General features: G+C 67.3%; 20 protein-coding genes, 1 tRNA gene and 1 riboswitch. Of the genes, 15 read left to right on the top strand and 6 right to left on the bottom strand.

Annotated features, from left to right (window positions below):
* Positions 1–5 precede the first annotated feature (5 nt).
* Positions 6–81 (bottom strand) — tRNA-Thr (locus tag KV697_RS10680).
* 137 nt (positions 82–218) lie between these two features.
* On the opposite strand from KV697_RS10680, the gene KV697_RS10675 reads away from it, so the two are divergent.
* Both KV697_RS10675 and KV697_RS10670 read left to right on the top strand, forming a co-directional pair.
* Complete coding sequence (locus KV697_RS10675) at positions 219–1,019, top strand: hypothetical protein (RefSeq protein ID WP_219018163.1); 801 nt, start codon at positions 219–221, stop codon at positions 1,017–1,019.
* Between the two features lie 92 nt (positions 1,020–1,111).
* Positions 1,112–5,713, top strand: coding sequence for an NAD-glutamate dehydrogenase (locus KV697_RS10670; RefSeq protein ID WP_219018162.1), 4,602 nt, complete (start codon positions 1,112–1,114; stop codon positions 5,711–5,713).
* 323 nt (positions 5,714–6,036) lie between these two features.
* On the opposite strand, the gene KV697_RS10665 is transcribed toward KV697_RS10670, so the two are convergent.
* Positions 6,037–7,827: an aminopeptidase P family protein gene (locus tag KV697_RS10665; RefSeq protein WP_219018161.1), complete on the bottom strand. Its 1,791-nt coding sequence runs from the start codon at positions 7,825–7,827 to the stop codon at positions 6,037–6,039.
* 131 nt (positions 7,828–7,958) lie between these two features.
* Between KV697_RS10665 and KV697_RS10660 the strand changes: the two genes are divergently transcribed.
* From KV697_RS10660 to KV697_RS10635, 6 genes are all read left to right on the top strand, one after another.
* The gene (locus KV697_RS10660) at positions 7,959–9,062 is read left to right on the top strand and encodes a glycoside hydrolase family 43 protein (RefSeq protein ID WP_219018160.1); all 1,104 of its coding nucleotides are present in this window, start codon (positions 7,959–7,961) and stop codon (positions 9,060–9,062) included.
* Positions 9,063–9,268: 206 nt separating this feature from the next.
* On the top strand, positions 9,269–11,335 hold the full coding sequence (locus KV697_RS10655) for a S9 family peptidase (protein ID WP_219018159.1): 2,067 nt from the start codon (positions 9,269–9,271) through the stop codon (positions 11,333–11,335).
* Positions 11,311–11,916, top strand: a complete 606-nt coding sequence (locus tag KV697_RS10650) for a DedA family protein (RefSeq protein ID WP_257575256.1) — start codon at positions 11,311–11,313, stop codon at positions 11,914–11,916. The genes KV697_RS10655 and KV697_RS10650 overlap by 25 nt, the downstream gene beginning before the upstream one ends.
* Positions 11,913–12,308, top strand: coding sequence for an acyl-CoA thioesterase (locus KV697_RS10645; RefSeq protein WP_219018158.1), 396 nt, complete (start codon positions 11,913–11,915; stop codon positions 12,306–12,308). The genes KV697_RS10650 and KV697_RS10645 overlap by 4 nt, the downstream gene beginning before the upstream one ends.
* A 49-nt stretch (positions 12,309–12,357) precedes the next feature.
* Positions 12,358–12,855 carry a methylated-DNA--[protein]-cysteine S-methyltransferase gene (locus tag KV697_RS10640; RefSeq protein WP_219018157.1) on the top strand — a complete coding sequence of 166 codons (498 nt, stop codon included), beginning with the start codon at positions 12,358–12,360 and terminating at the stop codon, positions 12,853–12,855.
* Positions 12,856–13,046: 191 nt separating this feature from the next.
* Positions 13,047–13,361: a chorismate mutase gene (locus KV697_RS10635; RefSeq protein WP_219018156.1), complete on the top strand. Its 315-nt coding sequence runs from the start codon at positions 13,047–13,049 to the stop codon at positions 13,359–13,361.
* 147 nt (positions 13,362–13,508) lie between these two features.
* Here the strand turns inward: KV697_RS10635 and KV697_RS10630 are convergent, their stop codons facing one another.
* The 4 genes from KV697_RS10630 to KV697_RS10615 form a co-directional block, all read right to left on the bottom strand.
* Positions 13,509–13,910, bottom strand: coding sequence for an OsmC family protein (locus KV697_RS10630; protein WP_219018155.1), 402 nt, complete (start codon positions 13,908–13,910; stop codon positions 13,509–13,511).
* Positions 13,911–13,915: 5 nt separating this feature from the next.
* Positions 13,916–16,591, bottom strand: a complete 2,676-nt coding sequence (gene ppc / locus KV697_RS10625; RefSeq protein WP_219018154.1) for a phosphoenolpyruvate carboxylase — start codon at positions 16,589–16,591, stop codon at positions 13,916–13,918.
* Between the two features lie 154 nt (positions 16,592–16,745).
* Positions 16,746–17,204 (bottom strand): hypothetical protein, encoded by a 459-nt coding sequence (locus tag KV697_RS10620; protein WP_219018153.1) that lies wholly within the window; start codon positions 17,202–17,204, stop codon positions 16,746–16,748.
* Between the two features lie 17 nt (positions 17,205–17,221).
* Entirely contained in the window at positions 17,222–17,788 is a 567-nt protein-coding gene (locus KV697_RS10615; protein WP_042485172.1) for an HNH endonuclease, read from the bottom strand.
* Positions 17,789–17,898: 110 nt separating this feature from the next.
* Between KV697_RS10615 and gluQRS the strand changes: the two genes are divergently transcribed.
* The 7 genes from gluQRS (at position 17,899) to KV697_RS10580 (ending at position 24,101) form a co-directional block, all read left to right on the top strand.
* Positions 17,899–18,750 carry a tRNA glutamyl-Q(34) synthetase GluQRS gene (gene gluQRS, locus KV697_RS10610; RefSeq protein ID WP_219018152.1) on the top strand — a complete coding sequence of 284 codons (852 nt, stop codon included), beginning with the start codon at positions 17,899–17,901 and terminating at the stop codon, positions 18,748–18,750.
* A gap of 10 nt (positions 18,751–18,760) precedes the next feature.
* Positions 18,761–18,988, top strand: a complete 228-nt coding sequence (locus KV697_RS10605) for a twin transmembrane helix small protein (RefSeq protein WP_042485175.1) — start codon at positions 18,761–18,763, stop codon at positions 18,986–18,988.
* A 4-nt stretch (positions 18,989–18,992) separates the two neighbouring features.
* Positions 18,993–19,556 carry a cob(I)yrinic acid a,c-diamide adenosyltransferase gene (locus KV697_RS10600; protein ID WP_219018151.1) on the top strand — a complete coding sequence of 188 codons (564 nt, stop codon included), beginning with the start codon at positions 18,993–18,995 and terminating at the stop codon, positions 19,554–19,556.
* 39 nt (positions 19,557–19,595) lie between these two features.
* Entirely contained in the window at positions 19,596–20,867 is a 1,272-nt protein-coding gene (egtB, locus tag KV697_RS10595) for an ergothioneine biosynthesis protein EgtB (protein WP_219018150.1), read from the top strand.
* Positions 20,868–20,869: 2 nt separating this feature from the next.
* Positions 20,870–21,847, top strand: a complete 978-nt coding sequence (egtD, locus tag KV697_RS10590) for an L-histidine N(alpha)-methyltransferase (protein ID WP_219018149.1) — start codon at positions 20,870–20,872, stop codon at positions 21,845–21,847.
* A gap of 201 nt (positions 21,848–22,048) precedes the next feature.
* Positions 22,049–23,032 (top strand): ferritin-like domain-containing protein, encoded by a 984-nt coding sequence (locus tag KV697_RS10585; protein ID WP_219018148.1) that lies wholly within the window; start codon positions 22,049–22,051, stop codon positions 23,030–23,032.
* 34 nt (positions 23,033–23,066) lie between these two features.
* The gene (locus KV697_RS10580) at positions 23,067–24,101 is read left to right on the top strand and encodes a ferritin-like domain-containing protein (protein ID WP_219018147.1); all 1,035 of its coding nucleotides are present in this window, start codon (positions 23,067–23,069) and stop codon (positions 24,099–24,101) included.
* 160 nt (positions 24,102–24,261) lie between these two features.
* Positions 24,262–24,352: riboswitch (TPP riboswitch) on the top strand.
* The last annotated feature ends 13 nt before the right edge of the window (positions 24,353–24,365 follow it).

The following is a 24,365-nucleotide window of genomic DNA, read 5'->3' as shown; positions in this document are numbered from 1 at the left end:
TAGGGTGGTGCCGCTTACAGGACTCGAACCTGTGACCCCCGCATTACGAATGCGATGCTCTACCAGCTGAGCTAAAGCGGCCCGTCTCGTGAACCGGCTGGTGTCCGGTCAGGTGGGCGCGCTTAACAGGTTGGTTGGGGGGTGGCAAGCGGCTTTGTGATCTTTACCAGCGGTTAACTATGTCGGGGCATGACGGAGACATGGCCAGGAAGACCGTCATGAACCGCGAACCCCAGCATCCTTCGGAGCGTGCCGTAAGCGATCCGTCGGCGGGGGGCGAGGACGCGCTCCAGCGGCTGGGCGGGGTGGAGCGGCGGCTTCATGCGCGGGCCTATCATCATTGGGTCTCGCTGTCGGGGGAAGCGCGCTTTCCCTCGATCCGGGCGCTGGATACCGAGGCGATCGGGGACTTTGCCGCCAATTCGGTGCTGCTGGATTTTCGCGGCGACCGGATCGATCCGGCGATCGCCTATATCGGCCAGGCGCTGCGCGACGAGTGCGGGACGGTGGCGCGGCCGACGCGGATCGGGGATTTGCCCGAGGCGTCGCTGCTGGCGCGGCTGACCCGGCATTTTGATCATGTGCTGGCCGACCAGGTCCCGACGGGGTTCGAGGCCGAGTTCGTCAACGCGCGCGGGCGGATGACGCTGTATCGCGGCATCCTGCTGCCCTATTCGTCCGACGGCTTGATGATCGACTTCATCCACGGCGTCCTGAGCTGGAAGGAACTGGCCGATCCGCTGTTGCAGGCGGCGCTCGATTCGGAGCTGATCGATTCGGCGGCAGAAGCGACCCAGGCGCCGCCGCCGGGCTCGGCCGCTGCGCTGTGGAATCGGCCGGAGTCGACTCGCGGCGGAGACCCCCAGGCGGCCGGGCATATCGAATGGCCCATCGATGCGCCGCCGGGAACGCCCGTCGTGCTGGTCGGGCGCGTTGCCGAGGATGGTAGCGTTGCCATTACCGGATCGGTGGTCGGCGACACGCGGCTGGCCGACAGGGTATTGCGCGCCTCGCAATGAAAGTTGCGCTGCGGCGCAACATCTTTTCTCGCTCTCCAAAGGGTTGAGCGGCGCGAAAGCCCGGCCTAGGACTTGGGGCTATGGCACCGAATATGTCGCATCCGATGGCCGACGCGATTGCCGCGCGGCTGACCCAGGGCGCCCTTCCGGCGGAGTTGCAGGGGTTCGGCCCCGCGGAGGTGGCTGCCGCAGCGGCCTTCGTTGCGGCGGTGGCGCAGCAGCGCTCGCCGGGAGAACCGTCGATCGCGCTGGAGCCGATGTCGGGCGACGACACGCATCGCCGGATGCGCCTCGCCATCGTCAATGACGACATGCCCTTCCTGGTCGATTCGATTGCGGCCATGGTCGGCGCGGACGGTATCGCGATCGACCGGGTGATCCACCCCGTCCTGCCCGTCACCCGCGATGCCGAGGGACAGCTTCAGGCGATCGGCGCGGGCGGAAAGTCCGAATCCTTCATCTATCTGGAAATGGAACGCGCCGATGCGCGCGACCGGCGCGGCCTCATCGACGATTTGCGCGCCGTGCTGGCCGATGTGCGCGCCGCCGTGGCAGACTGGTCCGGGTTGCAAGACGCACTCGCCGCCGATGCGACCACGCTGGGCGAGAAGAATGGCGAGGGGGCGGCGCTCCTCCTCTGGTTCCTGAACGGCAAGCTGACGCTGCTCGGCCATGAGAAATGGTATGAGGATGGCCGCGATGCCCCCGCGCTGGGCGTGGCGCGCACGCCCCACAAGGTGCCGCTGCTCGCCGATACCTCGCGCCAGCGGGCGCTCGACTATTTCGTCGAGGGCGGGGCGGCACCGTTGCTGCTCAAGTCCAATGCGATCTCGACCGTCCACCGCTCGGTGCCGCTCGACCTGGTGCTGGTGCCGGTGATCGAGCAGGGCCGCGTCGTCGGCCTGTCGATCCATGCGGGCCTGTGGACCAGCGCCGCGCTGGCCAGCCCGCCGCATGAGGTGCCGGTATTGCGCACGCGCCTCGCCGCGCTTCAGGCCAAATTCGGTTTCGACCCGCGCGGCCATACCGGCAAGGCGCTGACCCATGCGCTGACCGCGCTGCCGCATGACCTTGTCACCGCCTTCCCGGCCGAGGCGCTCGAGCAGCTGGCGCTGACCGCCATGTCGCTGGCCGACCGTCCGCGCCCCGAGCTGGTGCTGATCCGCTCGGTCTTGCAGCGGCATCTGTTTGCCTTCGTCTGGCTGCCGCGCGACGAGCTGACCACCGCGCGCCGCGTCGCGATCGGCGAGATGCTGGGCGAGGCGGCGAACGGCTCGCTGCTCAACTGGTCGATCGCGCTGGAGGACGGCGTCGTCGCGCTGATCCGCTATACCATCGACCTGCGCCAGGACGGCCGCCTGCCCGATACGGCGGCATTGTCGGAGCGGCTGCGCAAGATGGTGCGCGGCTGGATGCCCGATGTCGAGGCGGCGCTGGCCGAGCAGGTGCCCGCGCCCCGCGCGGCGCGCCTCGCGCTGCGCTGGGCCAACGGCTTCCCGACCAATTACCGCAATGTCAGCGATGCGGCGGAAGCGGCGGCGGACATTCTGCGCCTGTCGTCGCTGGAGAATGAATCGAGCCGTTCGGTTCGCCTCTTCCCGGTCCAGCCGGGGCAGGATCGCCAGCTGAAGATCTACAAGCTGAACGGCGCGCTGCCCTTGTCGGACGCCGTGCCGGTGCTGGAGAATTTCGGCTTCCGCGTGATCGGCGAACTTCCGACGCGGCTGCGCGACGATTCCGACCCCTTCGTCCACGACTTCATCGTCGAGACCGAGGCGACGACCGAGCCGAAGGGCGCGGCGGTGCTGGAGGGCGCGATCGCCGCCGTGCTGGAGGGCGCGGCCGAGAATGATGCGTTCAACCGCCTGATCGTCGATGTCGGCCTCAGCCCGCAGGCGGTGGTGCTGTTCCGTGCGTGGTTCCGTTATTTGCGCCAGGCGGGGCTGCCTTATGGGCTGACCACCGTGGTCGATGCGTTGCGCCGCGCGCCGAAGCTGGCGACCGCGTTGATCGAGCGGTTCACCGCCGCGCATGACCCGAAGGCGGGCGGAGACATCGCCGCCGCCGATGCTGCGATCGCAGCCGGGCTGGATGCGGTGTCGGCGATCGACGACGACCGTATCCTGCGCAGCTTCCGCGATATGATCGCCGCGACCTTGCGCACCAACGCCTTTGCCGAGGCAGGCAGGGAAGCGCTGGCCTTCAAGCTGGACAGCCACAAGATTCCGGGGCTTCCGGCTCCGTTGCCGTGGCGCGAAATCTGGGTCTATTCCCCCCGCGTCGAGGGCATCCACCTACGCGCCGGACCCGTCGCGCGTGGCGGCCTGCGCTGGTCGGATCGCCGCGACGACTTCCGCACCGAGATTCTGGGCCTGATGAAGGCGCAGCGGGTGAAGAATGCGGTGATCGTGCCGACCGGGGCCAAGGGCGGTTTCTACCCCAAGCAGCTGCCGTCGCCGGTCACCGACCGCGACGGCTGGGCCGCCGAGGGCAAGGAAAGCTACCGCGTGTTCATCCGCGCACTGCTGTCGATCACTGACAATATCGTCGAGGGCGCGGTGGTGCACCCGGACGGCGTGCGCGTGCTGGACGGCGAGGACCCCTATTTCGTGGTCGCCGCCGACAAGGGCACCGCGACCTTCTCCGACGTGGCCAATGCGCTGGCGCTGGAGCGCGGCTTCTGGCTGGGCGACGCCTTCGCCTCCGGGGGCAGCCAGGGCTACGATCATAAGGCGATGGGCATCACCGCCAAGGGCGCCTGGGTCTCGGTCCAGCGCCACTTCGCCGAGCGGGGCGTGGACGTACAGAGCCAGCCCATCCGCGTCGTCGGCTGCGGCGACATGTCGGGCGACGTGTTCGGCAACGGGATGCTGCTGTCCAAGGCGATCAAGCTGGTCGCGGCGTTCGACCATCGCCACATCTTCCTCGATCCGAACCCCGATCCCGCGACGAGCTGGGACGAGCGGGCGCGCATGTTCGCGCTGCCCCGGTCGAGCTGGGCGGATTACGACACCAGCCTGATTTCGCCCGGCGGCGGCGTCTTCCCGCGTTCGGCCAAGACGATCCCGCTGTCGGACGAAATCCGCGAGGCGCTTGGCATCACCGCCACCTCGCTGGAACCGGCGGCTTTGATCTCGGCGATCCTGAAGGCCCCGGCCGACCTGCTCTGGTTCGGCGGCATCGGGACCTACATCAAGGCGGCGGCGGAGAATAACGTTCAGGTCGGCGATCCGGCGAACGACCGCCTGCGCGTCGATGCCGAGGATCTGCGTGTCACCGCGATCGGCGAAGGTGCGAACCTGGGCGTGACCCAGGCCGCGCGCATCGCCTTTGCCGAGCGCGGCGGGCGGATCAACACCGACTTCATCGACAATTCGGCGGGCGTCGACTGTTCGGATAACGAGGTCAACATCAAGATCGCGCTCAACCGCGAGATGATCGAGGGCCGTCTGGCGGAGGACGATCGCAACACGCTGCTCGCCTCGATGACTGATAACGTCGCGCATCTGGTGCTGGAGGATAACCGCCTCCAGACTTTAGGCCTGTCGATCGCCGAGGCGGACGGCGCGGGCGCGATGCCGAGCTATGTCCGCGTCATCGAGATATTCGAGAGCGCCGGGCGACTCGATCGCGCGGTCGAGGGTCTGGGCAGCAACGACGTGCTGCTGCGGCGCGGGCAGGACGGCATCGCGCTGACCCGGCCCGAACTGGCGGTGTTGCTGGCGACGGCGAAGCTGACCTTGCAGGATGCGATCGAGAACAGCCCGCTGGCGCTGGACGACGAACTGCTCCCCGATCTGCGCGCCGCCTTCCCGCCCGCGATGCAGGACGCATTCGGCGAGGCCATCGACCAGCATCGCCTGCGCGGCGAGATCGTCGCAACGAAGCTGGCCAACCGGATCGTCAACCGGATGGGCATCCTCCACCCGTTCGAACTGGCCGAGGAAGAGGGCGCGGCGATGGCCGACATCGCGGCGATGTTCGTCGTGGTCGAGCGGCTGTTCGACCTGCCCGCCCTGTGGACCGCGATCGAGACGGCGGCGATGCCCGAAGCCGCGCGTATCGCGCTGTTCGACGAGGTGGCGCGCGCCACGCGGTCGCAGATCGCCGACCTGCTGCGCTCGATGCCGGCGGGCACCTCGCCCGGCGCGGCGTTGGAGCGGTTGCAGCCGGGCATCGAGCGGCTGGCCGCGGAAACGCCCGCCTTGCTGCGCGACGAGGCCAAGGCACAGAGCGCCCGCGTCGTCGCGGCGCTGGAAGAGGCGGGCGCACCCGCCGATCTCGCAGCGCGGGTGGTGCGCGTGTCCGAACTTGACGGTGCCGTGGGGTTGGCCGATCTGGGCCAGCGTCTGTCGCTGGACGAGACGCGGCTGACCCATGCCTTCACCCGCCTGGGTCAGGCGCTGGGCCTCGACTGGGCGCAGGGCCAGGCGGCGCGGATCAGCCCGAGCGATCCGTGGGAGCGCCTGTTGATCGCAGGGCTTGCCCGTGACTTCCAGCAGCAGCGGCTCGACTTCCTCGGCCGTGCAGGGACGACCGACCCCGAAGCGGCGGTCGAGGCCTGGCTGGAACGCAATGCCGCGCGCGTGGGCCAGTTCAAGGCGGTGATCGACCGGGCACGCCTCGCGGCACAACCCAACGCCGCGATGCTGGCCCAGATCGCAGGGCAGGCGCGGGTGCTGCTCGGGCGGTAAGGGGGGAGCAATCCCTCTTCTGTTCCCCGGCGAAGGCCGGGGTCCAGTTCCTTTGCCGTTCGAGGCGCGCAAAACGCCGCGTGGGGGGCTCCTTTCGCACGGCGTTCTTGTTCACCCGAAGCCGCGATGACGCGAAGAGTTTTGGTTCGCGCAGAGGCGCAGAGGACGCAGAGAGGTCAGGCCGCGCGCAGCGCTCTCTATTCATCAGCCCCTGAGATAAAAGGCCGCTGGCGCGGCGGGCGAGACACCTCCGCGCCTCCGCGCCTCTGCGCGAACCAACCTTCTTCCTTCTTCTTCGCGTCCTCGCGGCTTCGCGTGAAAAATCAGATCGCCGCACATTTCTCCAGCAACCAGTCCCGCTCCGCCCCCTCCAGCTCCGGCGCCAGAATTTCCGCCACCCGCGCATGATAGGCATTGAGCCAGTCCCGCTCCGCTGCGGTCAGCAACTCGGGAACGATCAGCGTCCGCTCGATCGGGCACAGGGTCAGCGTCTCGAAGCCCAGCATGTCGCGATCCGCACCCGCAATCTCGCGCGGTTCGACCAGCACGAGGTTTTCGATGCGGATGCCGTACTCGCCCGCCTTGTAATAACCCGGCTCGTTGGACAGCATCATGCCCGCGCGCAGCGGCTCCATCGCGGCCCCGCCGGGATAGTTGGGCGCGGCGATACGCTGCGGCCCTTCATGTACCGACAGATAGGCGCCGACGCCGTGGCCGGTGCCATGCGCATAGTCCAGCCCGACCTCCCAGAGCGGCCGCCGCGCCAGCGAGTCCAGATGCCCGCCCAGCGTCCCGTCCGGGAAGACGGCGGTGGCCAGCCCGATATGCCCCTTCAGCACGCGGGTGAAGCGGTCGCGCATTTCGTCGGTGGGCGTGCCGATCGGCATGACGCGGGTGATGTCGGTGGTGCCGTCCTGATATTGGCCGCCCGAGTCGATCAGGAACAGCTGACCCAATTCGATGGCCGCGTTCGATTCCTCGGTGACATGATAATGCGGGCTCGCGCCATGCGCGCCGGTCGCCGAGATGGTCGAGAAGCTGGTATCCTTCAGCAGCCCCGTCGCCTCGCGGCACGCCAGCAGCTTGGCAGCGGCGGACAGTTCCGTCTGCCCGCCCTTGGGGCATTCCTCTTCCACCCAGCGCAGGAAGCGCACCATCGCCGCGCCGTCCCGGACCGAGGCGGCGCGGTGCCCGGCGACCTCGGCGGTGTTCTTGATCGCCTTGGTCAGCACCACCGGATCGCGAAGCGCCAGCACTTTGGCCCCGCCTGCCTCCAATGCCTGCGCAATGGCGGCGACCGCGCGCTCGGGGTCGGCGACGACGCGCTTGCCCGCAAAGCCGGTCAGATATCCTTCGAACGCCGAACGCTCGTGCAGCCGGACGGCATTGCCCAGATGCGCGCGCACCTCGGGCGTGATCTTCTCGGGTGCCACGAACAGGTCGGTCTCGCCGTCGGCATGGACGATGGCATAGGACAGCGCGACCGGCGTATGCGCAACATCGGTGCCGCGCACGTTCAGCGCCCAGGCGATCGAGTCCAGCGCCGACAGCACCACCGCATCGGCGCGCTGCTCGGCCAGCCACTCGCCGATCCGCGCGCGCTTGGCGGCCGAGCTTTCGCCCGCCACCGCATCGTCCTGCACGCGCAAGATGGCGGGGGAGGGGGCGGGACGGTCGGTCCAGATTGCGTCGATGGGATTGGCCGTCACCGCGACCAGTTCCGCCTCGCGATCGGCGAGCGCGGCGATCATGTCGGCGACCTGCTGGCGGGTGTGCAGCCACGGGTCGTACCCGATCCGCTGCCCCGCCGCCGTCTCGCGACCCAGCCAGCCCGCGACGCTGTCCTGCGGCACGGGGATATAGGCATAGTCCTCGCCCGACACCTGCTCGCGCACCTGCAGCGTGTAGCGCCCGTCGGTGAAGATCGCCGCCTTGTCCGTCAGCACCACCGCCGACCCCGCAGAGCCGCCGAACCCGGTCAGCCAGCCCAGCCGCTGCGCATAGTCGCCGACATATTCGCTCATATGCTCGTCGGTCAGCGGCACGACGAAACCGTCGAGACCTTGGGCGGCCAGCGCGTTGCGAAGGGCGGAAAGGCGAGCGGAATGGGACATGGAACGGCCTGACAGCAATGGGAAACGCGGCCGGTCTAGCCCTCCGCCTGCACAGCGTCGAGCCTGTCGGGGCTTGATCCATTTGTCAGACGATATACGATCCTGTCCGAACGACTTGGGAGGGGGTTTGCGTGACGATCGACCGGCGGAGCATCTTGGTGGGGGCGGGCGCGGCGGCGCTGGTCGGTGGCATGGCGCGCGCGGCGGACGCGGACGCGTTCCGCCCCGGCGAGGTCTGGAACGACACGAACGGCGTCGCGATCAACGCCCATGGCGGCGGCCTGATGCGCCATGGCGGACGCTGGTGGTGGCATGGCGAGCACAAGACGGCGGGCGAGGCGGGCAATACCGCGCTGGTCGGCGTCCATGCCTATAGCTCGGCCGATCTGGTGACCTGGCGCGACGAGGGCATTGCACTGCCCGTGTCGGACGATCCGACCAGCCCGATCATGCGCGGCTGTATCCTGGAGCGGCCCAAGGTCGTCTATAACCGCCGGACCCGCCAATTCGTGATGTGGTTCCATCTGGAGCTGAAGGGGCGCGGTTACGGCGCGGCGCAGGCGGGCGTCGCGGTTGCCGACCGGCCGCAGGGGCCGTTCCGCTTCCTGCGCGCCGGTCGCGTCAATCCCGGCATCTGGCCCGCCAATGCCACGGCCGAGGACAAGGCGCCCGGCACCACGCTGGCGCGCGATTTTGCGGGCGGGCAAATGGCGCGCGACATGACGGTGTTCGTCGATGGCGACACCGCCTGGCATGTCTATGCCTCGGAGGAAAATGCCACGCTTCAGATCGCGCGGCTGGCGCCCGACTGGACGCGCCATGACGGCTATTATGTCCGCGCGCTGCCCGATGGCGGCAACGAGGCGCCCGCGCTCTTCAAGGCCAAGGGGCGCTATTACATGTTCGCCTCCGGGCTCACCGGCTGGCGGCCCAATCCGGGGCGGGTCTATGTCGCGGACAAGGTGACGGGGCCCTGGCGTTCGCTAGGCAATCCGGTGCGGGGGAGCGAGGAGGACCGGAAGACGACCTTCCACTCGCAATCGACCTTCGTCCTGCCGCTGCCGCCCGAGCGTCCGGGGGCGGAGCCACGCTTCATCTTCATGGCCGATCGCTGGCGGCCGGAAAATGCGATCGACGGGCGGTACGTCTGGCTGCCGGTGGAATGGGAGGGCGAGACGCCGGTCCTGCACTGGCGGGATCGCTGGACACTGGCCGATGGGTGGAAGACGAAGTAACGCCTCCATAGCCTACCCTCTGTTCAGCCTGAGCGTAGTCGAAGGCCAAGGGAATCCGTTGGCCAAGCGCGGGACGTGCGCTTCGACTTCGCTCAGCGTGAACGGCTGTTGGGGATAGGCTGAACGGAGGGAGGAGCAAAGGCCGTGAGGAAATAGCATGACCCCAACCCCTTCCGGCGGGGCGTAACCCTAGCTACATCCGGGCGATGACCGAACCCGCGCCGACGCCGCCCATTGCCGAAACCCGTCCCCACAGCTTCACCGCGCACGGGATCACCATCACCGACCCCTATGCCTGGCTGAAGGACCCGGCCTATCCGGAGGTCGAGGACAAGGACGTCCTCGCCTATGTCGAGGCGGAGAACGCCTATTTTGAGCAGGTCATGGCCCCGCGCCAGCCGCTGATCGACCGGCTGTACGAAGAGATGAAAGGGCGGATCAAAGAGGACGAATCCTCCGTCCCGCAAAAGGACGGCGACTGGATTTACTGGACTGGGTTCGAGACCGGCGGGCAATATCGCAAATGGTGGCGCAAGCCGGTCGCGGGCGGCCCCGACGAACTGCTGCTCGACGAACCCGCACTGGCCGAGGGCAAGGAGTATTTCCGGCTGGGCGCCTTCTCGATCAGCAACAATGGTCGCTATCTGGCCTATGCGATCGACGACAATGGCTCGGAACGGTTCGAGGTGCGGATCAAGGACCTGACGACAGGCGAGCATCTGCCTGAGGTCATTCCCGGCATGCTGTCGGAGATCGTCTGGGTCGCCGATGATAGCGGCTTCCTCTACGGCGTGGCGAATGCCCAGTGGCGCACCGACAATGCGCGCTTCCACAAGCTGGGCACCGAGGTCGCCGAAGATGTCGAGCTGTTCCACGAGGATGACGAGGGTTACCGCGTCGCCGTCGCGGAGACCTCCGCGCGCAACTGGATCGTGATCGCGACCGGCGATCACGTCACCAGCGAGGTGCGGCTGCTGCCTGCCGACAATGTCTTCGCCGAACCGATCCTGGTCGCCCCCCGCAAGGAGGGCCGCGAATATGACGTGGACGAGCATGACGGCACGCTGTTCATCCACACCAACGATGTGGACCCGCAATTCCGCCTCTGCACCGCGTCGATCGACAATCCCGGCGAGTGGCATGAGTTGATCGGCCCCAACCCGCATTTCTACATGACCGGGGTGGAGTGTTATAAGGACTTCTTCGTGGTCGAGGGGCGCGAGGACGGCTTGGACCGCATCGCCATCCATCGCTACGACACCCCGACCATACCCCAGCGGATCGACTTCCCCGAGGCGAGCTACACCGCCGGGCTGGGCGACAATCCCGAATATGACGTGTCGACCTTGCGCCTGGGTTATGAATCCATGGTCACGCCGGGCACCGTCTATGATTATGACGTGGCGACCGGCGGCCTGACCGTGCTGAAGGTGCAGGAAATCCCGTCGGGCTATGACGGCGACAAGTACCGGACCGAGCGGCTGAAGATCGCAGGCCGCGACGGGACACTGGTGCCGGTGTCGATCGTCTATCCCAAGGACTTTCCGCGCGACGGATCGGGCAAGCTGTTCCTCTATGCGTACGGCGCCTACGGCTATGCCATCCCGCCCGGCTTTTCGACGGGCCGCATGAGCCTGCTCGATCGCGGCTTCGCCTATGCCATCGCGCATATCCGCGGCGGCGACGATCTGGGCCAGCAATGGTATCTGGACGGCAAGCTGGAGAAGCGGACCAACACCTTCCACGATTTCGTCGACGTGGCAAAGGGGCTGATCGAGGGCGGCTGGACCAAGGCGGGCCAGATCGCCATCGCGGGCCGCTCGGCGGGTGGCGAGCTGATGGGGGCGGTGGTCAATTCCGATCCCGAGCTGTGGGGCGCGGTGATCGCGGACGTACCGTTCGTCGACGTGCTCAACACGATGATGGATGCCGAACTGCCGCTGACGCCGGGCGAGTGGCCCGAATGGGGCAATCCGATCCAGGACGCCAAGGCGTTCGAGCTGATCCGCAGCTACAGCCCCTATGACAATGTGAAGGCGCAGGCTTATCCGCCGATGTTCATCTCGGGCGGGCTGAACGATCCGCGCGTCACCTATTGGGAGCCTGCGAAGTGGGCCGCCCGGCTTCGCGCGACCAAGACCGACGACAATTTGCTGCTGCTCAAGACCAATATGGGCGCCGGGCATGGCGGCAAGTCGGGCCGGTTCGAAAGCCTGCGCGAGGGGGCGGAGGAGCACGCCTTCATCCTGTGGCAGATGGGAGTCGAATCCTGAGCATAGAGGCGATCGTCGCGCGCTACGGTGTCGCGGCCATCGCGCTCGGCGCCGGGCTGGAGGGCGAGACGGCGGTCGTGACGGGAGGCATCCTGTCGCATCAGGGGCTGATCGGCTGGCCCGCCGCCTTCCTGGCCGCGGCGATCGGGTCGTTCCTGGCGGACCAGGTCTTCTTCACCATCGGCCGGCGGGCGCGCGACGGGCGCTGGGTGGGCAAGCTGCGCAAGCGGCGGGTCTATACGCGCGTCACGAAGCTGATGGAGCGTTACCCGGTCGGCTTCATCTTCGCCTTCCGCTTTCTCTACGGCCTGCGCACGATCAGCCCGGTGGCGCTGGGCACCAGCCATGTGTCGACCCGGCTGTTCGTCGCGGTCAATGCCGCATCCGCCTTGTGCTGGGCAGCGATCTTTACCGGCATCGGTTATCTGTTCGGCGAGGCGTTTCACGAACTCGCCGCGCGCTATCGCCCGACACTGCCGCACATCTTGATGGCAGCCGGGCTGGTGATGATCGCCGCCGCGATCGGCTGGGGCGTGCGCGCATTGTGGTTGCGATACAAGGAGCCGGACGAACAGGCATGAGCCGTTTCACCATGAGCTTCACCGCCCAGCCCGATCATATCGACGAGCTGGGCCATGTGAACAACGCCGTCTGGGTCCAGTGGATTCAGGCGATCGCGGGCGCGCATTGGGAATCCGTCGTGCCCCCCGAACATGCCGCCGCCCATGTCTGGGTCGTGACGCGGCACGAGATCGACTATCGCGGCAATGTCGTGGCGGGCGAGACGGTGACCGCCGAAACCTGGGTCCCGGACCCGCCCAAGGGCGCGCGCTTCGACCGGCATGTCCGCTTTCTGGATGCGGAAGGCCGGGTCAAGGTGGAGGCGGTGACGACCTGGGCGCTGATCGACCGCGCCACCAGCCGGTTGCTGCGCGTCACGCCCGAGATCGCCGCGCCCTTCTTTCGGGTTTGACCGCAAGAAGCGGGACGCATCACATGCGTCCCTGCGCTAGGGTCGGTTCATGTTGAGCGAATGCACCATGGCCTCGCCAGTGGGCGAGCTGACCCTCGTGGCGAGTGAAAAGGGCCTGCGCGCGGTCCTCTGGGCTGAGGAGCGCGTGGGGCGGGTGCCCTTGCCCGAACGGCGCGACGATCCGGCGCATGCGGTGCTGGCACAAGCGATACGCCAGCTGTCCGAATATTTTGCCGGTGAACGCTGCGTGTTCGACCTGCCGCTCGATCCCGTCGGCACCGCGTTTCAAAAGGCGGTGTGGACCGGGCTCAATGCCATTCCCTATGGCGAGACGCGCAGCTACGCCGCGCTCGCCACCGCGATCGGGCGGCCGGGGGCATCGCGCGCCGTGGGCGCGGCGAACGGGCGCAATCCGCTGTCGATCGTGACGCCCTGCCACCGCGTCATCGGCGCGAACGGCACGCTGACTGGTTTCGCGGGCGGACTGGCGGTCAAGCAATGGTTGCTGGCGCACGAACGCGGCGAGCGGGCCTTGGCGTTGACATGAGCTATCTGCCCCGCACTTTCCGTGAGACGCGGGAGGGCGTGCTGCTGGAGGCCGTGGCGGGATCGCGCTCAGCGTGACGGCAATGTCACTGGCCGGGCCGGAGATGCGGCCGTATCGGGCCGGATCATCGTTCATGTCGGAGATGCCGGATGCGTCCGCTGCCCTGCGCCATGCTTATTGTGGCCGCGCTTATGTCTGAATCTGTTTTCGCGCGGGCGCCGGCCACCCCGTGCTGCCGAACGCTGGGCGAGGTGCGAACCCATATCGACCGGATCGACGACCAGATCCTGCGACTGATGGCGGAGCGGTCGCGCTATGTCGCGCAGGCCGGGCGCTTCAAAACCTCCGCCGCGACCGTGCGGGACGAGGCGCGCATCCGCCAGATCCTGACGCGTATCCGGGCCAAGGCGGCGCAGACCGGGGTCAGCCCCGACGTGGCCGAGGCGACCTTCCGTGCGATGGTCGAGGGATTCACGGCGGAGGAAGCGCGGCAGGTCGGCCGTTAAACTCCTCCCCTGCAAGGGGAGGTGGACCAGCGAAGCTGGCGGGGGGGTGTCGCCCGCGGTGAGAGCGGTCAAACCTCGCCGAACGGGACACCCCTCCGTCAGGCCTGCGGCCTGCCACCTCCCCTTCCAGGGGAGGAATAGTGAGGGTCAGTCATCCCAGATAATTGTGATCGGCGCGTCAATGCCCAGGACGGCATGGACCGGGCAGGCGGCCGCCGCCGCTTCCAGCCGCTTGCGCTGGGCCATGTCGTACCGACCCGGCACCCGGACCGTGACGCCCAGCGTCGTGATCCGGCGCGGCGCATTGCCCATCTGCTTGGTTACGGTCGCCGTCGCGCCCGCCAGTTCCAGTCCGGCGACGCGGCCCGCCATCGCCATGATGCTCAAGACGCAGCCGCCCAGCGACACCGACAACAGGTCGCTGGGCGAGAAATTCTCGCCGCGCCCGCCCAGTTCCTGCGACGCGTCCATGACCAGCACCGCGCCATTGTCGGGATGGGCGACATGACAGCGCAGGCCGCCTTCGTAATGCACGACGAAATCCGCCACCGCTTTTACCCGCTGTTGCGCAACGCCGTGGCGATGCCGTTGATCGACAGCAATATGCCCTCGCCGATGCGCGGATCGTCTTCGCCCGCGCGGTGGCGCTTCATGAGTTCGATCTGGAGCAGGTTGAGCGGCTCGATATAGGGCAGGCGCAGGCGGATCGACGCCTCCAGCGCCGGATTGTCGGACAGCAACCGCGTCTGTCCGGTCACGGTCAGCAACCCGTCACGCGCGCGGTGCCAGCCGTCATGGATTCGCCCGAAGATCGCGTCCCGCAGCCCCTCGTCCTCGACCAGCCCGGCATAGCGCCGCGCGATGCCGATGTCGGACTTGGCCAGCACCATCTCCATATTGGCCAGCGTGGCCGCGAAGAAGGGCCAGTGTTTCGCCATCTCGGCGAGCAACGCCTTATCCTCGAAATTCGCGATCGCGGTGCCAACGCCGTACCAGCCCGGCAGCATGACGCGCGCCTGTGCCCAGCTGAACACCCAGGGAATGGCGCGCAGATCCTCGATCGCGTCGGACTTCTTGCGGCTGGCCGGGCGGCTGCCGATCTTCAGGCCCGCAATCTCGGCGATCGGAGTCATCTGGCGGAAGAAGGTACGGAAACCCTCGGTGCCATAGACCAGCCCGCGATAGGTGGAGAAGGCGGTCGCCGACAGTTCCTCCATCGCGGCGGTAAAGCGCGCGGTGTCCGCCGCCGACAGCCGGTCCGGCTCCAGGCTGGCGAGCAACGTCGCCGACGCCATGGCTTCCAAATTGGTCAGAGCTGAATCGCGGGTGCCATATTTGCCCGCGATCACCTCGCCCTGTTCGGTGATGCGGATGCGGCCCTGCACCGTGCCATGCGGCTGGGCACGGATCGCGGCAAAGGCGCTGCCGCCGCCGCGTCCGACCGCGCCGCCGCGCCCGTGGAAGAGCTGCATCCTGACGCCGAGATCGTCGAAGACCGGGCGAAACGCGCTCGACGCCTTGGACAGGGACCAGGTGGAGGTCAGATAGCCGCCATCCTTGTTCGAGTCCGAATAGCCGATCATCACCTCCTGATGGCCCCGCGCGCGGACGATCGCGGCAATCTCCGGCAGCGCGAAATAGGCGCGCATGATCTCCGGGCCTGCCTCCAGGTCCTCGATCGTCTCGAACAGCGGCACCGCCATGATCGCGGCGGTGGCGGGCTCGCCGGGGCGGTAGAGGCCGAATTCCTTCAGCATCAGATTGATTTCAAGCAGGTCGGACACCGACTTGCCCATCGAGACGATATAGTTGGTGATGCACTTCGGCCCGTAGGTGGCATGGGCATTGGCGGCAGCCTGGACGATGGCGAGTTCGGAGCGCGTCTCGTCCGAATAGTCGGCATAATGGCTGAACAGCGGCCGGGCATTGGCCAGTTCGCGACGAAGCAGCGCGACGCGCGCCTCCTCGTCCAGGGCCAGATAATCCGCCTCGACGCCCGCCACCTTCAGCAGTTCGGCGACGACGCGTTCATGCACCGCCGAATTCTGCCGCAGGTCGAGCGTGGCGAGGTGGAAGCCGAAGGTTTCGACCGCCCGGATCAGCCGCCCGAGCGCGCCGCCGCTGGCCAACGCCCCGTCGCCCTGCGCGGCCAGCCCCCGCGCGATCGCAACCAGATCGGTGCGCAGCGCCTTGGGGTCGGGATAGGGCTCGCCGGTCAGGCGGCCGGGGCGCGGCGGGGTCTTGCCGGTCAGCTTCTGATGCGTGGCCGAAAGCCGCGCATAAATGCCCGACAGCGCGCGGCGATAGGGTTCGTCCGAGCGGCTCAGCGCCTCATCGCCGCTGGCATCGGCCAGCGCCAGCACCGCCTCGTTCACCTGCGCATGGCCGGTCGAGATCGACAGCTCGGCGCCCAGCGCATGAACCCCCTCGCAATAATGGGTCAGCACCGCGTCCGCCGCCTGGGCGAGCGCGGTGGTCAGCGACTCGGCGGTGACGAAGGGATTGCCGTCGCGGTCGCCGCCGATCCACGAACCGGGGCGCAGGAAGGCGGGCACGCGCGCCCCGAACGCCTTGTCCCAGCGCTGGTACAAAGCGGGCAGCACCGGCAGGAAGACGTCGCGCAAATAGGAGAGCGCCGTCTCCACCTCGTCGGTGACGTACAGCCGCTCGCGGCGCAGCACCCGCGTCTGCCAGAGAAGCGCGATCTGGCGGCCGATCGCCGCGTCCACATCGTCGCCATCGGGCGTGACGTCACGGCCCGCATCGCGCATCGCCAGCAGTTCGGCGATGCGGTTGCGGTGGTCGATCATGCTCTTGCGCCGCACCTCGGTCGGGTGCGCGGTCAGTACCGGGACGACCAGCGCCTGCGCCAGCAGCTCCATCGCCGCCTCGCGGTCGATACCCTGTTCGGACAGCGTCGCCAGCACCTCGGCAATGTCGGTGCCCGGCTCCCGCGCAATGCCCTGCCGGTCCTCGGCCAGATTGGCGAGCATCGAGAACAGCATGAAGCCGCGCACGAAATCCAGCGTCTCGTCAAGCGCAAGGCGTTCCAGTTGCAGGTCGACCGACCCGTCCTCGCCCAGCCCGCGATAGCGATCGACCGAGGCACGCCGGATCGCCTCGGTCGCCTCGAACAGCGCGTCGCCGCCATAACGGCGGATCACATCACCGAGCTGGGCGCCCAGGAAGCGGATATCGGCATTGTTGGCGATCGGAGGCAGGGTCGTCATGGGCGCTATTGCTGCAACGCAATAGGGCGTGCGTCAACCGATTGAATGGTGCAACTATGGTATAATATTTTTGCGAACTGCCTTGTTAAATTGCTTAGCGTTCGGCGAGTGTTTGCATGGTCCCGGCTGCATTACCGGGGCGATGCCCAACTCCTTAGTTGGCATTCCCCAGCGAGGTTGTATTCGCCCCCGTTGCGACCGGATTGCTGGGTGTCGCCGGCCGTTCGGTGCGCGATGCTTCCCGCTCCTCCGACGTGACGGTGCCGTCGCGGTTCAGGTCCATCCGGTCGAACCGCGCCAGCATGCCCTCGAAGAACTCGCTCTCGGTGATCTCACCATCCTTGTTGCGGTCCAGCTCCCACAGGCGCGAGTTGGTGGTAGGCATTTCATCGGCGGTGATGATGTCGTTGCCGTCGCGGTCGAGTTCGCGGAAGCGGCGCGCCATCATGCTGCCGAAGTCGACACGGGACGTGACGGAGGGCGGCACGAAGCCCGCCTTGGCGGCGGCGCGGTCGGCCTCGGCGCGGTTTTCCGCCTTCTTGCCACAGGCGGTGGTGGTGGCGGCCAGTGCCATCAATCCCAGGCTGATCAGGCCCCTTGCCCATCCACGCATTCGACACTCCCGCTTCGTTACGCTTCCAGCTCAACGTCCCAATAGAGCCAGTCGTGCCATGTTTCATGCAGATAATTGGGCGGGAAGCTGCGGCCATGTTCCTGTAAATGCCAGTTTGTCGGGCGGATCGGCTCGATATGCAGCGGCATCGCGGCCTGGCGCGGAGTGCGTCCGCCCTTCTTCAGGTTACAGGGCGCGCAGGCCGTGACGACATTCTCCCAGGTCGTCCGGCCGCCTTGCGCGCGCGGGATGACATGGTCGAAGGTCAGGTCGCGGTGCGATCCGCAATATTGGCAGGAGAAGCGGTCGCGCAGGAACAGGTTGAAGCGGGTGAAGGCCGGGAATTGCGACGGCTTCACGAACTGCTTGAGCGCGATGACCGAGGGCAGCTTGACCTTGGCGGTCGGGCTGCGCACCTCGCGCTCATAATGGGCGACGATATCCACCCGGTCGAGAAACACGGCCTTCACCGCGGTCTGCCAGGGCCAGACCGACAGTGGATAATAGGACAGCGGCGTATAGTCCGCATTCAGTACGAGCGCCGGACAACTGTCCGGGTGTCGGATCAAATCGGGATGAAACACAGCTCCTCCCATCGATGTACGCCGACGCTATTCGCGCAAGCGCGTGACATGGCTATGACACTCGGGCGTATGAGAACATGCTATTGGAATCGCGGTCAAGAGGGCGGGCGATGAGTGGAGCGCCACGCGCCACGCGTTTCGCGCCCAGCCCGACCGGGCGGCTGCATCTCGGCCATGCGCTGTCGGCGGTGCGTGCGTTCGATCTGGCGCGGACAAGTGGCGGCCGTTTCCTGCTGCGGATCGAGGATATCGACGGTACGCGCAGTCGGCCCGAACATGTCGATGCGATATTGCGCGATCTGGAATGGTTGGGGCTGGAATGGGACGATCTGTCCTTCCAGTCCGAGCGACTGGACCTTTATGCGGCGGCACAGGCCCGACTCGCCGATCTGGTCTACCCCTGTTTCTGCACCCGTGCCGAGATCGCTGCCAGCCTCTCCGCGCCGCACGGGGCCACGCCGCTCTATCCGGGAACGTGTCGCCATCTGTCGGATCAGGAGCGTGCCGCGCGGATGGGGGAGCCGCATAGCTGGCGGCTGGACATGGCGCGGGCCGTGGAGCGCACCGGGCCGCTGACCTGGCAGGACGAATATGCGGGTGAGGTCGCCGCCGATCCGCTTTCCCATGGCGACGTCATCCTGGCACGCAAGGATGCGCCCGCCAGCTATCATCTGGCGGTGACGGTCGATGATGCGGCGCAGGGTGTGAGCGACGTGGTGCGGGGCGTCGACCTGTTCGACGCCACCCATGTCCACCGATTGGTCCAAGCGCTGCTGGACCTGCCGACGCCGCTCTATCACCACCACCCGCTGATCGTCGGCACGGACGGCCAGCGCCTGGCCAAGCGGCACGGCGCGCCCGCCCTGGCGGCGATGCGCGAGGCGGGCGAGGACGGTCGCGCGCTGGCGGATGCGCTGCGTCGCAATATGCTTCCCGCTGGATTTCGGCTGGGGGAGGCGTAAGCTCACGGGCATGACCACTTTTCTCGTGATCCTGCTGATCGCGGCGATGCTCGCCACCGTCGTCGCGCTGGTGCGCGGCATCATCACCTTTCTCCAAGAGGCGACGGCGGAGGCGAAGGGTGAGGGGCCGACCGCGTCGCAGCTAAAATCCAACCGGATGATGCAGCAGCGCATCTTCTTCCAGGCACTGGCGATCACCGTGGTCGTGCTGTTGCTGTTCATGGCGGGGCGGACCTGATCCCTTGGTCAAGCTGACGAAAATCTACACCCGCACCGGCGACGAAGGCACGACCGGGCTGGTCGACGGATCGCGCCGTTCCAAGGCGGATATGCGCATGGTCGCGATCGGCGAGGTGGACGAGGCGAACAGCGCGATCGGCGTGGCCTTGCTGTCGGTCGAAGGGCCGCTGGGCGAGCGACTGACCATGATCCAGAACGATCTGTTCGACCTCGGCGCGGATCTTGCTACGCCCGGAGAGGTGGAGGGGGGGCTTCGCATCATTCCCGAGCAGGTCGCGCGGCTGGAGGCGGAGATCGACGCGATGAACGCGTCGCTGTCCCCCCTGACCAGCTTCATCCTGCCCGGCGGCAGCGCGGCGTCCGCGCATCTGCATCTGGCGCGCGCCATCGCCCGGCGGGCCGAGCGCGCCGCCGTGGCGCTGGCCGGGCAGGAGGCGATCAACCCGCCCGCGCTCGCCTATCTCAACCGATTGTCGGATTGGCTTTTTGTCGCCGCACGCACGATGAACCAAAGCGGTGCATCGGACGTTCTTTGGGTTCCAGGAGGGGCGCGCATGGTACGGTAAAGGGCCGACCGCGTTTCCCGCAATCCCGGGGAGCGCCCAATGCCGACCCTCGTCCCGTCCTCTGCGGCGACCCTTGACCCCGCAGATTCGCTGGCATCCCGCTATGCGGCGGTGCGCGGCCTGACCCTGGCGCTGGCCGAGCCGCTGTCCGATGCCGATGCGACCGTCCAGTCGATGCCGGACGCCTCGCCTGCCAAATGGCATATGGCGCATACGACCTGGTTCTTCGAAACCTTCGTACTGCGCGATCATGTGCCAGGTTACGCCCTTCACGACCCGCGCTTCCCCTTCCTGTTCAACAGCTATTACGAGGCGGAGGGCAAACGCCATGCGCGCCACCGCCGGGGGATGATTACCCGCCCGACGCTGGACGAGGTGCGCGCCTATCGCGCCCATGTCGACGCCGCGCTGCTTGCCGCCTTGCCGGACCTGCCCGCTGCGGCGCTGGAGCTGGTGGCGCTGGGCTGTCATCATGAGGAGCAGCATCAGGAGCTGTTCGTCACCGACATCCTGCACCTCTTCTCTGAAAATCCGCTCGAACCCGCGCTCTACACGCCCGAGCCGAAGGCGCCGGTCGCGATGCCCGCGCCCGTGGGCTGGATCGAAGGCAAGGCGGGGATCGTCGAGGTCGGCCATGACGGACAGGGCTTTGCCTTCGACTGCGAAGGGCCGCGTCATCAGGCGCTGCTCCAGCGCCACGCGATCGCCGACCGCACCGTCACCAATGCCGAATGGATGAACTTCATCGACGATGGCGGCTATCGCGACGCGCGCCTCTGGCTGTCGGACGGCTGGGCCTGGGTGAAGGGGGAGGGCATTGCCGCGCCACTCTATTGGGAAGAGCGCGATGGCGGCTGGACCCGGTTCGGGCTGGACGGGCGGCGCGCGATCGACCCCGCCGCGCCGGTGACCCATGTCAGCTTCTACGAGGCGGACGCCTTCGCCACCTGGGCGGGCGCGCGGCTGCCGACCGAATTCGAGTGGGAAGCGGCGGCGGCCGCGCATGACGCATCGGGCGGCAACCAGCTGGACCGGGCGGGCGCGATCGAGCCGCGCCCCTCGACCAGCGGCCCGGCTTTTTTCGGCGATGTCTGGGAATGGACGGGCAGCGCGTATCGTCCCTATCCCGGCTTCCACCCCGTCGAGGGGGCGGTCGGCGAGTATAATGGCAAGTTCATGAACGGGCAGTTCGTCCTGCGCGGCGGCAGCTGCGCGACGCCGCGAGGGCACGCCCGCGCCTGTTACCGCAACTTCTTCTATCCCCATCAGCGCTGGCAATTCACCGGCGTCCGCCTGGCAAAGGATCTTTAATCATGCTGAAGCCCGAGATCGAGGACGGCCAGATGTCGCTGGCCGACCCCGCCTTCCGCGCCGACGTCCTGGCCGGGCTGGAGCGTCGTCCGCGCGCCATCCCCGCGCGCTGGTTCTACGACCGCAAGGGGTCCGAGCTGTTCGAGGCGATCACCGACCTGCCCGAATATTATCCGACCCGCGCCGAAACCGCGATCCTGAAGACCATGTGCCCCGATCTGGTGGACCATGTCGGCAAGGGGCGCGCGGTCGTTGAGTTCGGTTCGGGCTCCTCGACGAAGACGCCGGTGCTGCTGCGCTGTGTCGAGCCGTCGGCCTATGTGCCGATCGACATTTCGGGCGACTTCCTGCGCGAATCCGCACGTGGTCTGCAACAGGCGTTCCCGGACCTGCCCATCCATCCGCTGGAGGGCGATTTCATGCGTCCGCTGACGCTGCCCGCGATGGTGGCGGATGCGCCGAAACTGGGTTTCTTCCCCGGCTCGACCATCGGCAACATGACACCCGCCATGGCGACCGACCTGCTGCGCGCGATGCGTGGCTCGCTGGGCGAGGGGGCGATGCTGCTGATCGGGATGGACCGGACCAAGCCCAGCGACGTGCTGGTCCCCGCCTATGACGATGCGGCCGGCGTGACGGCGGCGTTCAACCGCAACCTGCTCGACCGGATCAACCGCGAGCTGGACGGCACCATCCCCGTCGACGCCTTCCGCCACCGCGCGATCTGGAACGACGATCGTTCGCGGATCGAGATGCATTTGGCGGCCGAGCGGGACGTGGATTTCACCATCGAAGGGCGCCCCTTCGCCATGGCCTCGGGCGAGACGATCCATACGGAGAACAGCCACAAATATGGCCCGCGCGACGCCAAGATCCTGCTGCGCGCGGGCGGCTGGACGCCGATCGCCCAGTGGAGCGATCCGGACGAGCTGTTCGCGGTCTATCTGGCCGAGGCGCAATCCGCTCGGCTCGCGCCGTGAACGGTCCGGCGTAGATTCGGCGCATAAATATAATTTTTGTTAAAACCGTGCGTCCTTTTCCGGCACGGCATCGTTGTGCTCTTGGTCAGGCGAAGACTTTGCCCGTAAAGCTAGTCGTCGGCCCGGCCCCGCGAAAAGTACTTCTGATCGTTTCACTATAACAGAAGAACTCATCGCCGGTTCCTGATCGGGAGGAGCATGATGACGGAAAGCGCACAACTGCTCGACGCGTTCGACGCGCGGGTCGAGCGCCGCAACCTGCGGCGCGAATTCTTCAAGACGGCGATGGGCGCGGCAGCGGCCGGCGTGACCGCCTTTTCCCTGGCGGGCAAGGCCGGGGCGCAGACGGCGATCACCGACACCGACATTCTGAACTTCGCGCTGAACCTCGAATATCTCGAGGCGCAGTTTTACGCCTTTGCCGCCAACGGCACGGGGCTGGCCGCCAACCAGCTGACCGGGACCGGGACGCAAGGCGCGGTGACCGGCGGCCAGCAGGTCAATTTCGCGACCGGCAGCGCCGACGACGCCATTGTCGGCCAATATGCCCGCGAGATCGCGGCGGACGAGGCGGCGCACGTCGCCTTCCTGCGGACCGCGCTGGGCACGGCGGCGGTCGCGCAACCGGCGATCAACATCTCGGGCGATGCCAATGGCCCGTTCACGGCAGCGGCCCGCGCGGCCGGTGTCGTCGGCGCGAACGATACCTTCAACCCCTATAGCTCGCCCACGGCGTTTCTGCTGGGCGCGTATATCTTCGAGGATGTCGGCGTCACCGCCTATAAGGGCGCCTCGCCGCTCATCAGCAACAAGACCTTCCTCCAGGCGGCGGCAGGCATTCTGGCGGTCGAGGCCTATCACGCCGCGATCGTGCGCACGACGCTCTATGCGCGCGGCTATGACGCCAACAACCCGCAACCGTCGTTGATCACCGCCGCCGGACAGATTTCCGACGCGCGCGACAGCCTGGACGGCTCGACCGACCTCGACCAGGGGATCGCCCGGTCCACGATCAACGGACAGCTGGTGTCGAACATCGTGCCGCTCGATTCGAGCGGCATCGCGTTCAGCCGCTCGCCCGCCCAGGTGCTCAACATCGTGTACTTGAACAAGGCGGCCGCCACGCTGGGCGGGTTCTTCCCGGCCGGCGTCAACGGAAACCTGCGCGCCAGCGTGGCGAACTGATCCCCTTTTTCCTCCTCTGGAGAGGATTTGCATCATGAGCGAAGAACGCTTCATTCTCGACGTCATCGAAGAGGCATCCGCCAAGCGCCGGTCCGATCGTCGCCGTTTCATGCGCATGGCCGCAGGGGCCGGTGCGGTCGGCGGCCTGGCGATGCTGGGCGCCTGCGGAGACGATGGCGACAACGTCATCGTCGTGCCGACCCCGACGCCCACCACCACCCCGACCGGTTCGGTCACGGACGCGGACGTGCTGAACTTCGCGCTCCAGCTCGAATATCTGGAAGCGCAATTCTACAGCTATGCCGCGTTCGGCACCGGCCTGCCTTCGTCGTCGCTGGGCGGCATGGGCACGCAAGGCTCGGTCGCGATCAACACCAGCGCCACCAACGGTGCCGGACAGCCGCGCCAGGTCCAGTTCCAGGACCCGATCGTCGCGCAATATGCGCGCGAGATCGCCTATGACGAGATCGCCCATGTCAACTTCCTGCGCAATGCGCTGGGCAGTGCGGCGGTGGCGCAGCCTTCGATCAACCTGTCGGGCGACGCCAGCGGTGCCTTCACCGCGGCGGCGCTCGCGGCGGGCGTCATCACCAGCGGTTCGACCTTCGACCCTTATGCCTCGGACGAGGCCTTCCTGCTGGGCGCGTTCCTGTTCGAGGATGTCGGCGTCACCGCCTATATGGGCGGCGTCAGCCTGCTGACCAACAAGACCTTCATCGAGGCGGCGGCGGGCATCCACGCGGCGGAGGCCTATCATGCCGGTCTGGTCCGCACGACCCTGTACCGCAAGGGGCTGAGCAACACGGCCCTCATCACCAATGCCGGCAAGATTTCGGACGCGCGCGACAGCCTGGACGGATCGGCCGATCTCGACCAGGGGATCGTGGCGACGGTGAACGGCGCGCAGGTGGCGAACATTGTGCCCGCCGACGCCAACGCCATCGCCTTTGTCCGCACCCCCGGCCAGGTGCTGAACGTCGTCTATCTCAACAAGGCGGCGGTGAATGGCGGCGGCTTCTTCCCCAGCGGCCTGAACGGCACGGTCCGCACCAGCGCCGCCAGCGGATAATCTTCTCCCTCCCAAGGGTCTCTGGGCCTCGACCGGTCGCTAGTCCCCTGGCCGGTCGGGGCCTTTTTTGTGGGCGGGTCGCGGCGTTCGGGCGTGCGTGCCTCTCCCCCCGGCGCGAAACCGCTTCTTATCCGCCGTGAAACCGCTTATGCAGGGTCCATCCCCGGGGGAGCGCTGGCCTGCGCTTGAGAGGGGGGCAAGAGCCCCTGACCCGCTGAACCTGATCCGGCTGACACCGGCGTAGGGAGGGAGCGGCCCCATCTC

This window comes from Sphingomonas sanguinis (genome assembly GCF_019297835.1).
Lineage (GTDB): Bacteria > Pseudomonadota > Alphaproteobacteria > Sphingomonadales > Sphingomonadaceae > Sphingomonas > Sphingomonas sanguinis_D.
Note: the sequence above shows the minus strand (reverse complement) of the source record. Positions and strands in the feature narration are given on the sequence as shown.